The sequence below is a fragment of the Bradyrhizobium sp. USDA 372 genome, from assembly GCF_053629095.1.
In genome coordinates this window covers 7,309,197-7,324,834 of sequence record NZ_JBRJHR010000001.1, presented here as the reverse complement: position 1 = coordinate 7,324,834, position 15,638 = coordinate 7,309,197, and the positions used below count along the sequence as shown (strand labels likewise).

Annotated in this window: 11 protein-coding genes; 10 read left to right on the top strand and 1 reads right to left on the bottom strand. The window is 66.2% G+C overall.

Annotated features, from left to right (window positions below):
* Nucleotides 1-768: 768 nt before the first annotated feature.
* Nucleotides 769-1,713, bottom strand: coding sequence for a LysR family transcriptional regulator (locus tag AB7M16_RS34080; RefSeq protein WP_453946641.1), 945 nt, complete (start codon nt 1,711-1,713; stop codon nt 769-771).
* A 231-nt stretch (nt 1,714-1,944) separates the two neighbouring features.
* Between AB7M16_RS34080 and AB7M16_RS34075 the strand changes: the two genes are divergently transcribed.
* The 10 genes from AB7M16_RS34075 to AB7M16_RS34030 all read left to right on the top strand — a co-directional run bounded on the left by AB7M16_RS34075 (nt 1,945) and on the right by AB7M16_RS34030 (nt 15,629).
* The gene (locus AB7M16_RS34075; protein WP_453947299.1) at nt 1,945-2,880 is read left to right on the top strand and encodes an MBL fold metallo-hydrolase; all 936 of its coding nucleotides are present in this window, start codon (nt 1,945-1,947) and stop codon (nt 2,878-2,880) included.
* Nucleotides 2,881-2,893: 13 nt separating this feature from the next.
* Nucleotides 2,894-3,889 carry an alpha/beta hydrolase gene (locus tag AB7M16_RS34070; RefSeq protein ID WP_453946640.1) on the top strand — a complete coding sequence of 332 codons (996 nt, stop codon included), beginning with the start codon at nt 2,894-2,896 and terminating at the stop codon, nt 3,887-3,889.
* A 231-nt stretch (nt 3,890-4,120) separates the two neighbouring features.
* Nucleotides 4,121-5,371, top strand: a complete 1,251-nt coding sequence (locus AB7M16_RS34065) for an ABC transporter substrate-binding protein (RefSeq protein ID WP_172784509.1) — start codon at nt 4,121-4,123, stop codon at nt 5,369-5,371.
* Nucleotides 5,372-5,493: 122 nt separating this feature from the next.
* Nucleotides 5,494-6,318: a helix-turn-helix domain-containing protein gene (locus AB7M16_RS34060; protein WP_172784508.1), complete on the top strand. Its 825-nt coding sequence runs from the start codon at nt 5,494-5,496 to the stop codon at nt 6,316-6,318.
* Between the two features lie 455 nt (nt 6,319-6,773).
* Nucleotides 6,774-7,784: a branched-chain amino acid ABC transporter permease gene (locus tag AB7M16_RS34055; RefSeq protein WP_172784507.1), complete on the top strand. Its 1,011-nt coding sequence runs from the start codon at nt 6,774-6,776 to the stop codon at nt 7,782-7,784.
* A 1-nt stretch (nt 7,785) separates the two neighbouring features.
* Nucleotides 7,786-8,868, top strand: coding sequence for an ABC transporter permease subunit (locus tag AB7M16_RS34050; RefSeq protein ID WP_439400824.1), 1,083 nt, complete (start codon nt 7,786-7,788; stop codon nt 8,866-8,868).
* A complete protein-coding gene (locus AB7M16_RS34045; RefSeq protein ID WP_212256620.1) occupies nt 8,861-9,643 on the top strand; it encodes an ABC transporter ATP-binding protein in 783 nt (260 codons plus the stop codon). The genes AB7M16_RS34050 and AB7M16_RS34045 overlap by 8 nt, the downstream gene beginning before the upstream one ends.
* On the top strand, nt 9,636-11,846 hold the full coding sequence (locus AB7M16_RS34040) for a Tm-1-like ATP-binding domain-containing protein (RefSeq protein ID WP_453946639.1): 2,211 nt from the start codon (nt 9,636-9,638) through the stop codon (nt 11,844-11,846). The genes AB7M16_RS34045 and AB7M16_RS34040 overlap by 8 nt, the downstream gene beginning before the upstream one ends.
* A 3-nt stretch (nt 11,847-11,849) precedes the next feature.
* The gene (locus tag AB7M16_RS34035; RefSeq protein WP_439400826.1) at nt 11,850-12,683 is read left to right on the top strand and encodes a phosphoenolpyruvate hydrolase family protein; all 834 of its coding nucleotides are present in this window, start codon (nt 11,850-11,852) and stop codon (nt 12,681-12,683) included.
* Between the two features lie 27 nt (nt 12,684-12,710).
* Nucleotides 12,711-15,629, top strand: a complete 2,919-nt coding sequence (locus AB7M16_RS34030; protein WP_453946638.1) for a flotillin domain-containing protein — start codon at nt 12,711-12,713, stop codon at nt 15,627-15,629.
* Nucleotides 15,630-15,638: the final 9 nt, after the last annotated feature.

Here is a 15,638-nt window from a genome sequence, read left to right as displayed (position 1 = left end):
GCAGGCGGGTATACCGGGCGCGAAGGAATGCAAACTTGGTGATCTCATCGGTTCGGAAAATTGTTCGTCGTCCGACACGCCTTCGCGTTCTCGCGGCGCATTTCGCCCGAGCTTTGCTTGATCTCGCCCCCCTCATATCCAAGAGGGCGCAGGGAAGACCGGGTGCCGACTGGCACCCGCGGTCCGCTGCGCGAAGATGCACACGCAGGAAGAACCGCACAGCAGCATACAGGTGTAGCCAAACACTCGGCCTTCCCTGCGCGATGGCCGGACGGCTTATGCCGCGCTCTCCCGGGAGCCGAATTCCTTCTGGCCTCCCTCACCTTCGCGAAAGTCGCTGACACCACGCCGGTTGACGCCAATGTCACGTTCGCCAAGGCTTGACCGTAGCAACGACGGCCAGGACCACACGGTTTTGCCGTACGCACGGCCCGCCATTTCGCCGCAGTTTTCCCGAGCTCCGTCGACAGAGCCGGAAACTTACAGACGAGACAGAGCCTAGCAGCGCCGTTCGTCAGCGCGCGGCCGCGGGCTCACCGGGGACTACCCTCCCTGCCCGCACCTCTCGCGCCCGACGCTGCCGCGTCCACCGCAAGCCCCGGCTCACGAACATGACGACATCACGATCGCCCCTCTTGGATGAGCCGGGATGAGCGACATATACGATATTTCCGAATTTCGGTAAAGAAGAATTTTTTTGCCGAGAGGCCTTGAGAGGCGAACGAAGAGCAGGGCGCCATCAGCTCGATGTGAGGACACATATCGAGATCAAGCCGCAGCCGCCTGATACAAGCATTCGCGAAGCCAGGCGTGGCCTTTGTCCTCCTGATTGCGCGGATGCCACAGCGCGACGATGCGAGCAGGCGGCAGATCGAGCGGCGGGGGCGTGAGATCGAGCTCGTGGGCGAAGCGGATCAGGAAGCGCCGCGGAAGAGTGCAGATGCAGTCACTGTGCGCAAGGATGACCGGCGCCAGCGCATAGGTCTGGATCGAGACGGCGACACGCCGCGAGCGGCCGAGCGCGGCCAGCGCGTCGTCGACGAGGCCCGAGAAGCCGCCGCCATCGGCGGAGATCAAGAGATGGTCGAGCGCGCAAAAGCTGTCGAGATCGAGCGGGCCGTTGCCACGGGGATGACCTTTGCGCTGTGCGGACAGGAAGCCGTCCTCGAACAGCGGCCGCTGCATCAGCTCGCCCTGTGCGCGGTCGGCTCCCGTCACCAGGATATCGATCTCTCCCCTTTCGAGTTGATCCACGACATCGCGGGCGGGGTGAACGAGGGCGAGCCGCGCCCGCTCCGCCATCGCGGTCAAGCTTGCCACCAAGCCGGGTGCCAGCGTCACGGCCGGGTTCTCGTGGATGGCAACGACGAAGGTGCGCTGGCTCCGGGCGGGGTCGAACACAGCAGGCCCCTCCACCATGCGACGGAGCTTGCCGAGCACATCGGCAAGCTCGGTCTGGAGCTCCACAGCCCTCGTCGTCGGCACCACGCCGCGCCCGCTCGCCGCGGGCACGAACAGCGGATCGGCAAAGATCTGCCGCAGCCGGTTCAGCCGCGCCGACAGCGCAGGCTGCCCGATATTGAGCCGGGAGGCAGCGCGCGTCACGTTCCGCTCGCGCAGGAGAGCCTCCAGAGCCAGCAACAGACCGAGGTCGATCTCGGCGAGATCATTGTCGTCGGCCGGCCGACCCCGGCCGCGTTCCGCATCCTGCATCGGAGCCACCTCCGTCTAGGGCACATCGCGGCTCGAACGGGCCGCGATGCGAGGGTTAAGGCCAAAACGGCGGCGTGAAAAGCTGGCCTATCGTGCCTTCCGATATCGACGATGTCGATGGGACCTATCGAACCCGCGGCTCTCCCCAAGGCGCGGCGCGCCTCGTACCTCACGGACACCGCGGCCCGGGCAAGCAGGGCCCCAAGCCGCGGTCCAGTGGAGGACATCTTGATGATTCAAGCGGCCAAGACCTATCAAGTCGGCGAAGCATCCATCACGCGGATCGACGAGTTGCGGCTTGCCGCATTCAAGTTCGACGCGCTCTATCCAGGAGGCGAGCCGGAAGCGCTGGGGCGCCATCGCGACCGCCTGGAGGCGGGCTCGTTCGATGCTGCGACCGGCACCTTCATCCAAAGCATTCACAGCTGGCTGGTCAGGACGCCGCACCATACGATCCTGATCGACACGGCCACCGGCAATGACAAGAACCGGCCGGAGATACCACCGCTTCACCGGCTCAACGAGCCGTTCCTGGCGCGGCTGGCCGCAGCGGGTGTCACGCCGGAGCAGGTCGATTACGTGCTGCTCACGCATGTGCATGCCGACCACGTCGGCTGGAACACCCGCCTCATTGACGGGCGCTGGGTCCCGACCTTCCCCAATGCGACCTACGTCTTCTCCGCGATCGAGCAGGCCTATGGCGAAAGTCTTGCGACAGGCGCAGAGCCGACCGGACCAGCCCGCCCTGCCCCGTCGCTCGGACCCGCGCTGCGCAAGCCGGCCGACCGCGTCTATGACGACAGCGTCCGGCCGGTGATCGAGGCCGGACTTGCCAAGCTCATCGCGGTGGACGGAAGCGAGATGATCGAGGGCATCTCGTTCATTCCGACGCCCGGCCACAGCGTCGATCACGGCTCCATCCGCCTGGTCTCGCGTGGCGAGGAGGCGCTGTTCGCCGGAGACGTGATGCACCATCCGCTCCAGGTGTATGAGCCTTCGCTCAATTCCTGCTTCTGCGAATTCCCGGAGGCCGCGTTGCGCTCGCGCGCCTTCGTGCTGGAGGATGCTGCCGAGCGGGGGGCAACCGTCTTCACCACCCATTTCGCACAGTCATCGGTCGGCCGCATCAGCCGGACCGGAGGACGCTTTACCTGGCAATTCGTCTGAACGGAGAGCGATCATGAACCAGCACGCCAATGCGCGCGCCGACAGGCCCGAGATCGTGGTCGAGGATCTCATGATCCCGAGCGACACGGCCGGAATCTCGCTTCACTTGCGCAACAAGCGACCCGCGGCGCTCGAGACCTTCTCCGCCGAGCGAACCATCCTGATGATGCACGGCGCGACCTATTCATCGGGAAGCCTCTTCGATACGCCACTCGGCGGCCGCTCCTTCATGGATTATCTCGCCGCCCAAGGGTACGACGTCTTCGCGCTGGACGTGCGCGGCTACGGCCAATCAACCCGACCGCCCGAGATGGACGCGCCGCCGGAGCAGTCCGAACCGCTTGTGCGCACCGAGGTCGGTGTGCGTGACCTCGCCAGCGCCGTCGCGCATATCCTCAAGCAACGCAAGATCGCACGCCTCAATCTGGTTGCCATGTCCTGGGGCGGCTCGGTGGCCGGTGCTTACACCGCGGGCAACAACGACAAGATCGTCAAGCTTGCGCTGGTCGCGCCGCTCTGGTTGCTGCAGGGTCCGGCTCCGATCGATGCAGGCGGGCGCCTCGGCGGCTATCGCAAGGTTCCGGTGCTGGACTTCAGGGCGCGCTGGCTTTCGGCTGCGCCGGAAGCGGCACGATCGCGCTTGATCCCGGCGGGCGGCTTCGAGCGCTGGGCCAACATCTCGCTCGCGACCGACCCGCAAGCCAGCGCGCAAACGCCTCCCAGCATGCGCGCGGTCAACGGCCCGATCCTGGACATTCGCGAATACTGGGCCGCCGGCAAGAGGCTCTATGATGCCGGCGACATTCGCGTCCCTGTGCTGCTGGTCCACGCCGAATGGGATCAGGACGTGCCCATCGCCTCGGCGCAGGACTTCTTCCTTTCACTGAAACATGCGCCATACCGGCGCTGGGTCGAGATCGGCGAAGGCACGCACATGGTTCTGCTGGAGAAAAACCGTCTGCAGGCGTTCGACGCCATCAACCAGTTTCTTGCCGAAGATTATTGTTAACGCGCTCCTCGCTTCCGCCTGGGGCATTTTTGCGGCGCGGGCCCCCTGCTGCACCGCGAAATCACTCGCGCCGCAACATTCAAAAATGAGACTGCCAGTCAAGCCGAAGGAGGCCGCGATGCGTGCAGCGCATCCGACTTCGGTTAGCTTTCCTCCAAAGCCGCGGGCTTGAAGAGCCACGGGCATGCACGGTTCGTCGCGGCAACAAGCGATGACACAGGGGAGGAGCACATGTCGAAATGCAGCATCGGACTGCTCGCGTTGAGCAGCCTGTTTCTTTCGGGCGCGGCGATCGCCCAGGAAAAGATCAAGGTGGGCGTGACCGCGACGCTCGAAGGTACCTACACGGTGCTCGGCGAGGACGGCATGCGCGGCCATCAGACCGCGCTCAACGTGCTGGGCAAGAAGGTCGGCGACAAGGAACTCGAATTCATCGTCGCCTCGACCGACGCGACGCCGGACTCGGCCGTGCGCGCGGTCCGCAAGCTGATCGAGCAGGACAAGGTGCAGATCCTGCTGTCGCCGCTCTCCGGCGACGAAGGCATCGCGGTGAAGAATTTTGCCAAGACCCATCCCGAGCTGACGTTCATCAATGCCGCATCCGGTGCGCAGGAAACGACCTATGTCGACCCCGCTCCGAACTTCTTCCGCTACAACATGGACGGCGCGCAGTGGCAGATCGGCCTCGGCAAATACGCCTATGAGGAAAAGAAGTATCGGAAGATCGCGACCGTCGGCGAGGACTATTCCTTCATCTACACCCAGGTGTTCGGGCTGGTGCTCGAGTTCTGCGGCGCCGGCGGACAGGTCACCAACCGGCAATGGGTGCCGCTGGGAACGAAGGACTTCGCCTCGGTCATCGCCGCTCTGCCCGACGACGTCGATGCCATCTATCTCGGGCTCGGCGGCGCCGATGCCGTCAACTTCCTCAACCAGTATCAGCAGGCCGGCGGCAAGGCGCATCTGATGGGTGGTTCCATCATGATCGACCAGACCATCCTGTCGTCGAAGGGCAACGCCAAGAATGCCCTGATCGGCACCATCGCGGCGAGCGGCCAGGCCGACACCTGGGAGGATCCGGGCTGGCAGAAGTTCGTGAAGGCCTATCAGGACGCCTTCCCGCCCAACAAGCGCTTCCCGAGCCCGTCGCTGCTCGCCACCAACTACTATAATTCAACCATGGCGCTGATCCTCGCACTGCGTCAGGTCAATGGCGACCTCTCCAACAACCAGGCCAAGTACAAGGAAGCACTGGCTAAGATCGAGCTCGACGCGCCGAACGGCAAGATCAAGCTCGACTCCAACCGCCAGGCGATCGGTACCAACTTCGTCACCGAGGTCGTCGACGACGGCAAGGGCGCACTGTTCAGCAAGGTCGTGAAGGTGATCCCGAACGTGAACCAGACGCTCGGCTACGATCCGGCCGTGTTCTCCAAGATTGGCCTGCCGAGCCGCACTGTGCCGGAATGTAAGAAGTACTGACGCATCACATCAGGCACGCAACCGGGGAGCGACTTGCTGACGCGGTCGCTCTCCGCTCTTGTAATCTTGGCGGTGTTGTTGAAGGCTGGCCGAAAAGACAAGAACGTTCGGGAGGGGAAGGCATGAGCCGTGCGCTCGCCGTCTTCCATGGCCGCTTCGGCCGGGCGACGGTTTATCAATTGAACCGCCCTTTCAATATCCACGCCCATCGCGAAGGTCATCTGATCTTCCATGTCGGCGGCATGCCCGCATGCATCGATGTCTCCGACGGGCATTACGATCTCACCGAGACGTCGGTCGTCGCCGTCAATCCCTGGGAACCGCACAACTTCCTGCCAACCGATCTCGACGGCGGCGCGATCTTCTTCGTGCTCTACGTCAATGCCGAATGGTTTGCGCCGGATGCCTCCGGCTCCGACCGGTTGCGCTTCGGCCGCACCCAATTCAGGCGTACACCCGCGCTCGACAAGCACATCAGGCGGACCGCCGCGCTCGTGTGCGGCGCACCATCGCTCTCCAGCCTGGATTCCGAGTTGAGGCGGCTGATCGACATCTGCTACGACGAAAGCTGGCAGCAGGCCGAGATCGCGCGCGATCCGCGCGCAGGCGGCGTCACCGACTTTCGCGTGCGCAAGTGCATCAAGATGATGTCGGAAAGCCCCGGCGCCGAAATCGAGCTCGACACCATTGCGCGCGAATCCGGCCTGTCGCGGCCGCATTTCTACCGGCTGTTCCGCGTGCAGACCGGCGTCACGCCGAACCTCTACCTCAACACGCTGATCATGGAACAGGCGCTCGAAGCGCTGGTGGCGAGCGAGACGCCCATCGCCGACATCGGCTTCGACCTCGGCTTCTCCTCGCAGAGCGGTTTCACGCGTTTCTTTGCCGCCAATGTCGGGATGGCCCCGACCGATTATCGTCGCGCCGCCAAGGTTTTGCGCGCCTGAGCGCAGGCCACGAAAAGATACTCACGATCAAACGTCGCCCTCGCCGCCTGGCTAGGATGCCGGCAACGCGATCCCGAAAGAGGATCGCGAGTCCAGGGAGGACGTTCGTCCATGGCAGGGCCAGCAGCCGGCAACGGCTTGCATGCCCCCTCGCCCCGCTTGCGGGGAGAGGGTTGCGGTGAACCCGCGCCTTCGGCGCGACCTCTCTACGCACGCGCAAAAGCTATCACACACGACCGCTTGGAAGGGTCTGCGCAAGCGCCTCGTCCTTCGAGACGACCGCTCCGCGGTCTCCTCAGGATGAGGCTAATCAACATTGGGCCCGCTGAAACTGCTGCCGCATACTCTGCCCTCATCCTGAGGAGCCCGCCAAAGCGGGCGTCTCGAAGGATGGGCTGCGGAGCCTCCGCCTCCGATATGCGATTGCCGCGCCGCAAGCGGGGCGAGGTAAAGCCATGAGCCGCTTCGTCGAACGCCATCCAGCCTGGGCGCTGATCACGATCATCGCGATTGCGGTCGTGCTCTGGCTGATCTTCGCGGTCTGGCCGCCGGGGCTGGAAGAGGCGATCGGCCGCAAGCGCGTCTTCCTCAACGCGGTGTTCAACGGCATCACGCTTGGTGGCCTCTACTTCCTCGTCGCCAGCGGATTCACGCTGATCTTCGGCCTGATGCGCAACGTCAACCTCGCGCACGGCTCGCTCTATCTGTTCGGCGGCTATGTCGGCTACGCCATCAGCACATCGACCGGCTCGTGGATCCTCGGCTTCATCGTCGCCTTTATCCTGACCGCCTTTGTCGGCGTGCTGCTGCAGGTGATCGTGTTCCGCCGGATGGAGGGCCAGGATCTCAGGCAGACCATGGTGACGATCGGACTGTCGATCGTGTTTGCCGATCTCATGCTGTGGGCCTGCGGCGGTGACTTCTACCAGATCCAGACCCCGAACTGGCTGATCGGTCCGATCGAGCTGCCGCTGGTCACGGCGATTAAATCCTCGGGCGAGCCGGTCTATCTCAGATATCCGCTCGTCAGGCTCGTGATCTTCGCGGCCTCCGTGGTCATTGGCGTCGCGATGTGGCTCGCGCTCAACCGCACCCGGATCGGCATGATCGTCCGCGCCGGCGTCGACGATCGCGATATTCTCGCCGCGACCGGCGTACGCATCCAACTCGTCTTCGTCGCCGTGTTCGCCTTCGGCGCGGGGCTTGCGGGCATCGCCGGCGTCGTCGGCGGCACATTCCAGTCCTTATCGCCCGGCGAAGACATCCGCTTCCTGCTGGCGTCCCTCGTCGTCGTGATCGTGGGCGGCATGGGCTCGATCCCGGGCGCGGCGCTCGGCGCGGTGATCATCGGCCTCGCCGAGCAGCTCGGCTCGGTCTACATCCCGACCTACGCCATCGTCGTGACCTTCCTGATCATGGTGGTGGTGCTGGCGATCCGGCCGCAAGGCCTATTGGCGAGGCGCTGAGATGTCGCTCGCCCACGAAGCCCCCGTCGCCGTAGGCCGCGCCACCAAGGCGCAGCGGCCGACCCGGACATGGCCGGAGATCAACAACCCCGCCGCCTGGGCCGTCGCGGCCATCCTCCTGGTCATGCCGCTGATCGCGAGCGGCTTCTTCCTGATCGAGATCTTCGCGACGACGCTGATCCTCGGTACCATGGCGCTGAGCCTGATGTTCCTCGCCGGCTATGGCGGCATGGTCAGCCTGATGCAGCTCACCATTGCGGGCTTCTCGGCCTACATGGTCGCCGTGTTCGGCGTCAGCGGCAACGCCAATATCAGCCTCGGCTGGCCGTGGTGGCTCGCAGTGCCGATGGCGCTGGCGCTGGCGACCGCCTTCGGCACGCTCGGCGGCGCGCTCGCGGTGCGCACCGAAGGCATCTACACCATCATGATCACGCTCGCCATTGGCGCCGCCTTCTACTATTTCACCAACCAGAACTGGGCGATCTTCAACGGCCATACCGGCATCAACAACGTGGCGACGCCGCACTTCTGGGGCGTGAACTGGCGCGCCGACATCCCCTTCTATTATGTCGTGCTCGCGGTCGCCGCGCTCTGCTACTTCGCGGTGGAATATCTCTCGCGCGCCCCGTTCGGGCTCGCGCTCCAGGGTGTGCGCGACAATCCGCGGCGCATGGCGGCGCTTGGCTTCAACGTCAATGCGCACCGCGTCGCGGCCTATGCTTTCGCATCATTCGTCGCCGCGCTCGCCGGCGTGCTCCAGGTCTGGAACTATCGCCAGATCTCGCCGGGCTCGGTCAGCGTCGGGGCCTGCATCGACGTGCTGATCATCGCCGTCGTCGGCGGCATCACGCGCCCGATCGGTCCCTACATCGGCGCGCTGATCTTCGTGCTGCTACGCACCTTCGCGCTCGACTTCCTGGTCCGGCTCGGGCTCGACGGCAACCGCTTCCGCCTGCTGATCGGGCTCGGCTTCCTCGCCATCGTGTTCTGGTCCTCGGACGGGGTCATCGGGCTGTGGCAGCGCTGGCGTCAGTATCAACGTCGGGACGCGAGCCGCTCCAGTGGAGGGCGCCGCCATGGATAGCGTGGCCCAACGCCTCTCCGCCGTCGGTGCCGGCGCTGCGCTGGAGCTGCGCGGCGTGACGCGGCTGTTCGGCGCGCTCGCGGCGCTGACCGACGTCACCATCACCGTGCGACCGGGCGAGCGGCGCGCCGTGCTCGGCTCGAACGGTGCCGGCAAGACCACGCTGTTCAACTGCATCACGGGCGACTTCCCGCCCTCCTCCGGCACCATCCGCTTCTTCGGCGAGGACGTGACGCATTTCCCGCCTTATGAGCGCATCCGCCGCGGGTTGCGTCGCACTTACCAGATTTCGGCGCTGTTCCCTGGCCTCACCGTGCAGGACAACGTCTATCTCGCCTGCCGCGGCGTCTCGCGCGGACGTTTCTCGTTCCTGCGCCCGGGACAGAACGACGCGCTGATGCACGCCGCGGACAATTTGGTGCAGGCTGTGCATCTATCCGCCGTGAAGGACCAGCGCGTGGCCGAGCTCGCGCACGGCCAGCAGCGCCAGCTTGAAATCGCGCTTGCGCTCGCCGGCGCGCCGCGCTTCGTGCTGTTCGACGAGCCGGCCGCCGGCCTCTCTCCGACGGAGCGGGCCGAGCTGATCGAGATCCTGACCTCCCTGCCCGCCCATATCGGCTACATCATCATCGAGCACGACATGGACGTCGCGCTACGCGTCGTCGAGAGCGTCACGATGATGCACAACGGCCGCATCTTCAAGGAGGGCCTGCCGGAAGAAATTCAATCCGACCCTGAAGTGCAGGAGCTTTATCTCGGAGGCGGCCATGAATGAGGTCCGCCGCAGCGGTGCCGCACTCGAGGTCCGCGGCCTCGACGTCTATTACGGCCACTCGCATGCGCTGCAAGGCGTCGATCTCACGCTGGAGAGCGGTGTGTTCTCCGTCGTCGGCCGCAACGGCATGGGCAAGACCACGCTGTGCAAGGCGATCATGGGGCTGGTCGGCGTGAGCGGCGGATCGATCCGCGTGCGCGGCGAGGACGTCACGCGGCGGCCGCCGGCCCAGATCGCGCGGCTCGGCGTCGGCTATGTGCCGCAGGGCCGCCGTCTGTGGCGCTCGCTCAGCGTCGACGAGCACCTGCGGCTCGCCGGCGGCCTGCGTTCGGGCGCCTGGACCGTCGAGCGCATCTACGACACCTTTCCCCGGCTCGCCGAGCGTCGGGATCACGGCGGCGGCCAGCTGTCCGGCGGCGAACAGCAGATGCTGGCGATCTCGCGCGCGCTGCTCACCAACCCGCATCTGCTCATCATGGACGAGCCGACCGAAGGCCTCGCGCCCGTCATCGTCGCGCAGGTCGAGGAGATGCTGCTGCGGCTGGGCGAAGACGGCGACATGTCCGTGCTCGTGATCGAGCAGAACATCGGCGTCGCCACCGCGATTTCGCGCAACGTCGCGATCATGGTCAACGGCCGCATCAACCGCATCATCGACTCCGCGCGCCTTGCAGCGGACCGCGAACTGCAGCAGCGCCTGCTCGGCGTCGGGCTTCATGCGGAGCTCGAACCGGAGATCGACGTCGCCGCATCCGCCGCCGAAACGAAGCCGACGCCGGCGCCGCGCCGCGACGGGCCGGTGCGCATCTACATCTCCAACCCGACGCTGCCGACGCGATGGTCGCAACCGGTACCGATCGCGCGCATCGAGGCCGCGGCGCGGACGCGCTCGACAGACGTCACGCGGCTGGAGGAGGCGACGCGGCGCAGGCGCGAGCCGGTGGCGGCGCAGGCCTCGGGCCCGCCGGTGGTGCTGGTCGTCGGCACGCTCGATACCAAGGGCCAGGAGCTGCGCTACATCCGCGACATCATCGCCGAAAGCGGCCTGCGCACGCGGCTGGTCGACGTCTCGACCAGTGGCAAGCATTCTTCCTGCGATGTCTCCGCGCAGGAGATCGCCCTGAACCACGGCCGCGGTGGCTCCGCCGTGTTCGGCACCGACCGTGGTGCCGCGGTGACCGCAATGGCAGATGCGTTTGCGAATTGGCTGCGGCGCCAGGGCAATGTCGCCGGCGTGATCTCGGCCGGCGGCTCGGGCGCGGCCTCGCTGGTCGCCCCGGGCATGCGCGCGCTGCCGGTCGGCGTGCCCAAGCTGATCATCTCCTCGGTCGCATCAGGCGATGTCGGGCCCTATGTCGGTCCGGCCGACATCACCATGATGTACTCGGTCACCGACGTGCAGGGACTGAACTCGATCTCGCGCGCGGTTCTCGCCAACGGTGCCAATGCACTCGCCGGCATGGTCAAGGGGCGGCTCGACGCGCGTGCCGCAACGGCGCGCGAGGCCGGCGGGCTGCCCGCAATCGGCATCACCATGTTCGGCGTCACCACGCCGGCCGTGCAGAAGATCGCCGCCGACCTGCGCGAGGATTTCGAGTGCCTGGTGTTCCATGCCACCGGCGTCGGCGGACGCTCGATGGAGAAGCTCGTCGAGTCTGGCCAGCTCGCCGGGGTGATCGACCTCACCACGACAGAGGTCTGCGACCTCTTGATGGGCGGCGTGTTTCCCGCCACCGAAGACCGCTTTGGCGCGGTCATCCGCAGCCGCCTGCCCTATGTCGGCTCCGTCGGCGCGCTCGACATGGTCAATTTCGGCGCGCCCGACACCATTCCCGAGCGCTATCGCGGCCGCAAATTCCACGTCCACAATCCGCAGGTGACGTTGATGCGGACCACTGTGGAAGAGAACGAGCGCATGGGCCGCTGGATCGGCGAGCGGCTGAACCAGATGGATGGCCCGGTGCGCTTCTTCCTGCCCGAGGGCGGCGTCTCCGCCCTCGACGCGCGGGGACAGCCGTTCTGGGATCCGGATGCCGACGCCGCGCTGTTCCGCACGCTGGAGCGGACCGTGCGGCAGACCGGCAACCGCCAACTCATTCGCACGGCTAAGAACATCAACGATCCCGATTTCGCCGCCGCCATCGTCAGTGCGTTCAAAACCCTGTTCGGGCGCACCGGTGGGCGGCGGAGACTCGCGAGGTGACCGATGGCCAGGTTTGAACGCACGGCGCTGCTGAAGAGGTTTCGCGACATGGCAAGGCGCGGCGAGCCGATCGTAGGCGGCGGCGCCGGCACCGGGCTGTCAGCCAAATGCGAGGAAGCCGGCGGCGTCGACCTCATCGTCATCTACAATTCCGGGCGCTATCGCATGGCCGGGCGCGGCTCGCTCGCGGGCCTGATGGCGTATGGCGATGCCAACGCCATCGTGCTGGAAATGGCGAACGAAGTGCTCCCCGTGGTCGACCAGACCCCGGTGCTTGCGGGCGTCAACGGCACCGATCCCTTCCGCGACATGGACGTCTTTCTCGACCAGCTGAAGGCGCTCGGGTTTGCCGGCGTCCAGAACTTTCCGACCGTCGGCCTGATCGACGGTACCTTCCGCGCCAATCTCGAAGAGACCGGCATGTCATATGCGCTCGAGATCGACATGATCGCCAAGGCGCACGACAAAGACATGCTGACAACGCCCTACGTGTTCAGCGAGAAGGAAGCCGCGGCGATGGCGATCGCCGGCGCCGACATCATCGTCTGCCACATGGGCCTGACGACCGGTGGCACGATCGGTGCGCAGACCGCGCCAAAGCTCAAGGACTGCCCGGCGCGGATCGACACCTGGGCCAGTGCCGCGCTCAGCGTCAATCCGGACATCTTGGTGCTGGCGCATGGCGGCCCGATCGCCGATCCCGCGGACGCCGATTTCATCATGAAGAACACCCGTCATTGCCACGGCTTCTACGGGGCGTCCTCGATGGAGCGGCTGCCGGTGGAACGAGCGCTGACGGAACAAGTGCGGCAATTCAAGGCGATCGGCGCGCGATGACGCCTGATAGGTTCGAGGGAGGGAAAGATGTCAGGGATGTTGGTCGGTGAATTGATCCTCTGGCTGATCGTCGCGATCATCGTGATCGTGGTTGGCGTCTATATAGTGAACTGGCTGTACCACCGCTCCTCCAAGGAGACCTCGTTCGTCCGCACCGGCTTCCTCGGCGAACGCGTGGTGATCAATGGCGGCGCCTTCGTGCTGCCTTTCATTCACGACTACACGCCCGTCAACATGAACGTGCTGCCGATGGGCATCGTGCGGTCGAAGGAGGATGCGGTGATCACCCGCGACCGCATGCGCGTCGACATCGAGGCCGACTTCTACGTCCGCGTCCAGCCGACCCGGGAAGCCGTCTCGATCGCCGCGGCGACGCTCGGCCGCCGCACCCTGGAACCGGGGCAGCTCCATGCACTGCTGGCCGGCAAGTTCATCTCCGCGATCCGCTCGGTCGCCTCCGAAATGACCATGGAGGAAATGCACGAGCGGCGCGGCGACTACGTCGCGCGGGTCAAGACCGAAGCGGCCGAGGCGCTGGCGCAGAACGGTCTCGAGCTGGAATCGGTCGCGATCACCGATCTCGACCAGACCGATCTGGAGTTCTTCAACCCCTCGAACCGCTTCGACGCCGAAGGCCTGACCCGGTTGATGGAGGACATCGAGGCCAGACGGAAGCTGCGCAACGACATCGAGCAGGATTCGATGATCAAGATCCGCTCCCGCAACCTGGAAGCCGAACGGCAGGCGCTGGAGATCGAGCGCGAGAGCGAAACCGCACGCCTGGAGCAGGAACGCGACATCGAGATGCGCCGCGCGCTTCAGCGCACCGAAGTCGCGCGCGAGCGGGCGCTGCGCGAGACCGAGGCCGAACAGGCGCAGATTTCCGCGCGCGAGGCCATCGAGCGCGCCCGCATCGCCAATGAGCAGGCGATCGCCGAGGCCCGCATCGCCTCGGAGCGCGAGACCCGCCAGAAGGAGATCGAGCGGACCCGCACGATCGAGGAGAAGGAGCTGCTGGCGCGCGAGGAGATCGAGAAGACCAGGATCGCCAACCAGCGCTCGATCGACACTACGCGCATCGCCTCCGAACGCGAGGTGCGCCAGCGCGAAATCGAGCGGATGCGCACGGTCGAGGAAGCCGAGATCGCGGCGCGCGAGGCGATCGAGAAGGCCCGGATTCAGCAGGACCGCGTGGTCACCGACGCCCGCATCGCCAACGAGGAAGAGACGCGCCGCCGCGAGATCGAGCGGACGCGCGCGGTCGACGAGGCCGAGATTGCGGCACGCGAGGCCACCGAAAAGGCCCGCATTGCTCAGACGTTGATCGTCAATGTCGAGCGCATCTCCTCCGACGAGCGCACCCGCGCGCTGGAGATCCAGCAGGTGCGGACCATCCAGGAGGCCGAGATCGAGGCGCAGCGCGCGGTCGAGGCCGCCCGCATCGCCCGGGAGCGGACGCTCGCCGCCGAACGCATCGCCGCCGAGCAGAACACGCGGCAGCTGGAGATCGAGCGCAACCAGGCACTGGACGTTGCCGGCATTGCCGCGCGCGAGACCACGGAAGCCTCGCGCATCGCGCAGGAGGAGCGCGTGCGCTCGCTGGAGATCGCCCGCAACCGCGCCGTCGAGGAAGCCGATATCGCCTCGCGCGAGGCGATCGAGGCGGCCCGCATCGCCCAGGAGAAGGCGGTTGCGGCCGAGCGCATCCAGGCCGAACGCGAGACGCGCGCGCTGGAGATCGAGCGGACCGGCCTCCTCGAGGCGGCCGAGCTGAAGCGGCGCGAGGCCATCGAGCGGCAGCGCGTCACGGTCGACCTGGCGCTCGAGGCCGAGCGCATCAATTCCTCAAAGAAGCGCGAAGTGCTCAACATCGAGCATAAGAAGGCGATCGAGATCGCGGACGAGGACCGCGTCATCGCGCTGTCGACCAAGAAGTCCGAGCGGATCGACGCCGACCGCCAGGTCCGGCAAGCCGAGATCGTCGCGCGCAAGGAGGTCGAGACCACCGACGTCTCGCGCGAGCAGGCGCTGGAAGCCGCCCGCATCGAGCGGCGACGTGCGATCGAGCAACTCGAGGTCGCCCGCGTGCAGTCGCTGCAGGAAGCCGAGATCGCCGCGCGCGAGGAGGTCGAGCGTGCCCGCATCGCCTCCGACCGCGGCCTCGACGAGGCGCGCATCGGCCGCGAGCGCGAGCTGCGCAAGCTCGAGGTCAATCGCGAGAAGGACGTCGAGACGGTGCTGATGGAAAAGGCCATCGCCATCCATCAGAAGTCCTTGGAGGAGTCCGCCGCGCGCGCCGCCGCCGAGGAAGCACGGATCCGGGCGACCGAAGCCGCCGAGCGCGTCGTCACCGCCCGCGAGAGCGAGATCGCCAAGCGGCGCAAGACGGTGGAAGTCCTGCTGGCGGAGAAGCAGGCCGAGGAGACCCGCATCGCGGCCGAGGCCGAGCGTGTGCGCGCGGCGGTCGAAGCCGAGGCGCAGCGCATGCTGAACGAGGCCGAGAACGTGCTGACCGATCAGGCGCGCTACTCGCTGTTCCGCCGCAAGCTGCTCGACCGCATCGAGGGCATCGTGCGCGAGAGCGTCAAGCCGATGGAGAAGATCGAGGGCATCCGTATCCTCCAGGTCGACGGCCTCAACGGCAACGGCCACGGCAACGGCAATGGCGGCCGCAGCGCCACCGACGAGGTGATCGACTCGGCCCTGCGCTACCGCGTCCAGGCGCCGCTGATCGACTCCATCCTGTCGGACATCGGCGTCGAGGGCGGCAGTCTCGCAAAGATGCCGGGGCTGATCCGCGAGGCCCGCGACATGCAGGGCATCAAGGAGGCCGCGCGCAAGGGTAGCGGCGGAGGTGGTGGCGGTGGCGACAAGCCGGCTGCCTCCTCGCCCGCGGCCGAGGGTGGCGAGCCGCCGGCCGAGCGCGGGCCGCGGAAGAAGAGCTGAGGTCTTGAG

Excerpts from the sequence above, each read along its gene's own strand:
- AB7M16_RS34080 (WP_453946641.1), bottom strand. The coding sequence starts at position 1,713 with ATGCAGGATGCGGAACGCGGCCGGGGTCGGCCGGCCGACGACAATGAT.
- AB7M16_RS34075 (WP_453947299.1), top strand. The coding sequence starts at position 1,945 with ATGATTCAAGCGGCCAAGACCTATCAAGTCGGCGAAGCATCCATCACG.
- AB7M16_RS34070 (WP_453946640.1), top strand. The coding sequence starts at position 2,894 with ATGAACCAGCACGCCAATGCGCGCGCCGACAGGCCCGAGATCGTGGTC.
- AB7M16_RS34065 (WP_172784509.1), top strand. The coding sequence starts at position 4,121 with ATGTCGAAATGCAGCATCGGACTGCTCGCGTTGAGCAGCCTGTTTCTT.
- AB7M16_RS34060 (WP_172784508.1), top strand. The coding sequence starts at position 5,494 with ATGAGCCGTGCGCTCGCCGTCTTCCATGGCCGCTTCGGCCGGGCGACG.
- AB7M16_RS34055 (WP_172784507.1), top strand. The coding sequence starts at position 6,774 with ATGAGCCGCTTCGTCGAACGCCATCCAGCCTGGGCGCTGATCACGATC.
- AB7M16_RS34050 (WP_439400824.1), top strand. The coding sequence starts at position 7,786 with ATGTCGCTCGCCCACGAAGCCCCCGTCGCCGTAGGCCGCGCCACCAAG.
- AB7M16_RS34045 (WP_212256620.1), top strand. The coding sequence starts at position 8,861 with ATGGATAGCGTGGCCCAACGCCTCTCCGCCGTCGGTGCCGGCGCTGCG.
- AB7M16_RS34040 (WP_453946639.1), top strand. The coding sequence starts at position 9,636 with ATGAATGAGGTCCGCCGCAGCGGTGCCGCACTCGAGGTCCGCGGCCTC.
- AB7M16_RS34035 (WP_439400826.1), top strand. The coding sequence starts at position 11,850 with ATGGCCAGGTTTGAACGCACGGCGCTGCTGAAGAGGTTTCGCGACATG.
- AB7M16_RS34030 (WP_453946638.1), top strand. The coding sequence starts at position 12,711 with ATGTCAGGGATGTTGGTCGGTGAATTGATCCTCTGGCTGATCGTCGCG.